Here is a 3,278-nt window from a genome sequence, read left to right on the forward strand (position 1 = left end):
GTAGAACCGCGCCACGGCACGCGCTGGCAGAACGCAATCGAAGGCTACATGGGCGGTGACCGCTTCGCGATCATTGTCGAGGCCGGTACAGAGGCGCGATGCGCCCGACTGGTCAAGCAGCACTACCGCGCCCGCTCACCCAAGGTCGTGCAGGGGCGCAAGGCGATGGAGGACACCGAAGGCCGACAGCTGGAGGCCCGTGCCGTTCTGCACGAACTGGTCTGCCACCACCCGGTGGCCCACGCCTTCCTGCTGGCGCAGTACGGCCGCGTGCGCAAGGTGGACACCGAAGAAGAACTGGCACGCACCCCACAGGGCTTGATGGAGGAAGGCCTGGGCAGCCGGGGCTACGGCATGTTTGCCTGCCGCGTACCCGATGGCGACATGGCCTTCGGTGAGGCCGCGCGGCAGCGGCGTCGGCTGTGGTGCGAGGACGAACTCCAGCGCTTGGTGATCGAGGTGCGCGCCTTGCAGGCGCTGCGCCAGTCGCTGCTGGCGATTTCTCGCATGTTCAACGGCCCCGTGTTTACGCCTCTGACGCCCCTGCTCCTTGCCGTGCTGGAGAGCCAGTCCCAGCATGCCCACGCCGAACAGGCGTTCAAGGCGTTGGACTTGTCGGCCATCGACGAACTGTTGGCCGAGCAGAAGGACCTGAAGGCTCGCATCGGCAGCGTCACCGGGCACCGCGACGAAGTGTTGAAGCAAGTCGGTGCGACCGACAAGGAACTGGTAGAGCTGCGCCGCCGCGAGAAAGGCCTGGCGGAGCGCATACCCGATCTCGACATCGCATGCACCAACTCAACGGTCTGGGCCTCGCGCTTCGCAGGTGCCGTGCCCGCCCTGGCTACCGAGCTCCAACTGCTCGACGAGGCCCAGGTGCTGGCGGCCGAACCGGAAACCAGCCTGGACGCGCTGCGTCATCGCATGCAGAGCCTGCGCGAAGGCCTGCCGCGCACATTGCGCGAGCTTGCCCAGGCGGTGGGCGCCTACCTCTCCGGTGCGCGCGACGACAGCGAGCGCTTCACCTGGGCCGATCCGCCGCGTAGCGTCGACCGTCTCGAAGAGTTGCTCCCGCTGGTCGAGCGCACCCGCGCTGCCATCGTCGAGCAGGCTCAGCGCCAACGCGCCATTGGCTTGGCGGACAACGCGCGCGCATTGCGCGAAGCCGAAGGTCAGTTCAACCATGTCTTCACCAGCAGCTTCTGCTTCAAGGTGCGCGACGATGTCAAGCAGGGCGCGCTGACACTGCAGCGGCTCAATCGCCACCTGCAAGACATCCGCTTCGGCAGCGACACCTTCAGGCTGGAATGGGACTGGGTGCCGCGCATGCAGAAGGTGCAGGATTTCTTCGAGGCGGTGGAAAGCGCGGTTGAAGGGCTGGCGAATGACCGTGGCTCCATCTTCACATCGCCTCGGCTCACCGACGAACAGCGCGCTACCGCGGAGGAAATCCGCCGGCTGCTGCTGGCCAACGACCAGGGCGCAAGCGAACGCGCGTTGCGCGAACTGGCCGACTACCGAAACTACCGGCGCTACGACATCCTGCGCACCAGCCCGGTCGGGACCACGCGGCTGTCCACCTGGGGCACAGGCTCGGGCGGCGAGCTGGAAACGCCTTTTTACGTGGTGCGCTCGGCCGTGCTGGCCCATGCGCTCGGGCACTTCGGCCGCGACCGCCGCGAGGCACCTGCCTTGCGGCTGATGCTCAGCGATGAGGCTTTTTCCAAGATGGACGAGACGCGCTCGCGCAACGTACTGCAGTTCCTTTCGCAGACGCTGGGGTTGCAACTCGTCGTGGCCATGCCCACGTCCAAGTCGGGCGCGGTCAAGCCCGAGTTCGACAAGGAGTTCACTTTCTCCAAGGTGATGGCTCGGCGCGATGGTCAAGAGTTGTTCATCAGCGAAGCGCAGGAGAAGACGCTCAACCGCCCGGCCCTGGCCCGGCTGTGGGACGCGCATGCCGAGCAGGCCCGCGAGGCTGCGCGCGCCCAGTGGATCGCGCAACAGGCCCAGGCGCAGATCCCAGGTTCGACAGCCGAAGATGCCAATGGCGGGTTCTCGCCCTGATCATGGACACGCCCGAATCGTCCTCGCGGTCCGATCCGCCTTCGCCGCATCCACTCCTGCTGCGCCTGGCACGGTCGCTGCTCGCCAAGGCTGAACGCAGCACGACTCAGCGGCCGGTGCGCCTGTCGCTGGACCGCAAGGCTGCGCCCGAGTTGCACGATGCCGTGGATGCCGACCAGATCCAGTTGCTGCGCATGCAACTCGATGACCTGTGCGCCACCGGCTGGGTGACGTTGCTGCTGGAGGCGCCCCGCGCGTTCGCCGGCTTCAGCGACCGCAAGCCCCAGATGGAGTTATGCGATTTCAACGCTCTGGCGGCCTGGGCCGGGTACACACCACAGGCCCAGCGCTGGCGGCAGAAGTGGCGAACGCACCTCGCCGCCCACTGGGCGGCGAACCCGCATGAGGCGCCTGCCAATCCTGCTGCCGTGCTGGACCACCTCGCCCGCAGCCCATTGGTCCCAGTGGAAGGCTTGCCGGTAGAAGAAGCCACACAGAGCCTTGCCACATTAGTCGCCCTATGCAAGTCGGGCCAAGCGATGGCCCTGCGAGAAGCCTCTGCACGCGCCTTCCAAAGCCGCTCCAAGGTGCTGGACCACCGTGAGGAACTGCTGAGATTGCTGGGCGCGACTTCGGGCCAGTTCACCGAGGCCCCGATCCAGTTGCTGCTGGCACCACCCGGAGGCGATCTCGCGCATAGCCGTGGTGGTGGTGGCCGGGCCTTCAGTGAGGTATTGTTCATCGAGAACCTCGTGACCTTCGAGCACATGGCCGACACACGGGCCACGGCCTGGGCGGGCAGCCTGCTGGTCTATGCGGCAGGGTTCCGGAGCAGCGCCCGCAGGTTGCGTTCCCGCGCCGGATGCCGCCTCTACCTGCGTGCGCCAGCGTCAATCGCGGCATTGCCGGAGATCGAGAGTTGGCTGTTCCAACCGTTGAAGGACGATCAATCCGGCGTGCCGGCCATGCCGGTGAGCTTTTTCGGCGACCTCGACTACGCTGGCATGCAAATCCTCGCGAGCTTGCGCGAAGTCTTTCCTCAGGCTTGTGCCTGGCAACCCGGCTACAGTCATTTGGCAAGGCCGCTGGCAGCCGGTGCAGGCCACCCTCCGGAACTGGCTGCCAAGGCCCAGCAGACGGACCCCGGCCACACGGGTTGTGCCTATGCAGACAATGAATTGCTGCCGGCGCTGCGCAACCAAGGGCGCTTT

At 66.3% G+C, this 3,278-nt stretch carries 2 protein-coding genes; both read left to right on the forward strand.

Going from position 1 to position 3,278, the window contains the following annotated elements:
• Positions 1 to 2,067: SbcC/MukB-like Walker B domain-containing protein (locus AB7P10_RS20070; RefSeq protein ID WP_428295610.1), on the forward strand; the 2,067-nt coding region annotated here is incomplete at its 5' end.
• Positions 2,068 to 2,069: 2 nt separating this feature from the next.
• Positions 2,070 to 3,278: hypothetical protein (locus AB7P10_RS20075; protein ID WP_428295611.1), on the forward strand; the 1,209-nt coding region annotated here is incomplete at its 3' end.

Source organism: Hydrogenophaga sp. (assembly GCF_050182545.1).
Lineage (GTDB): Bacteria > Pseudomonadota > Gammaproteobacteria > Burkholderiales > Burkholderiaceae_C > Hydrogenophaga.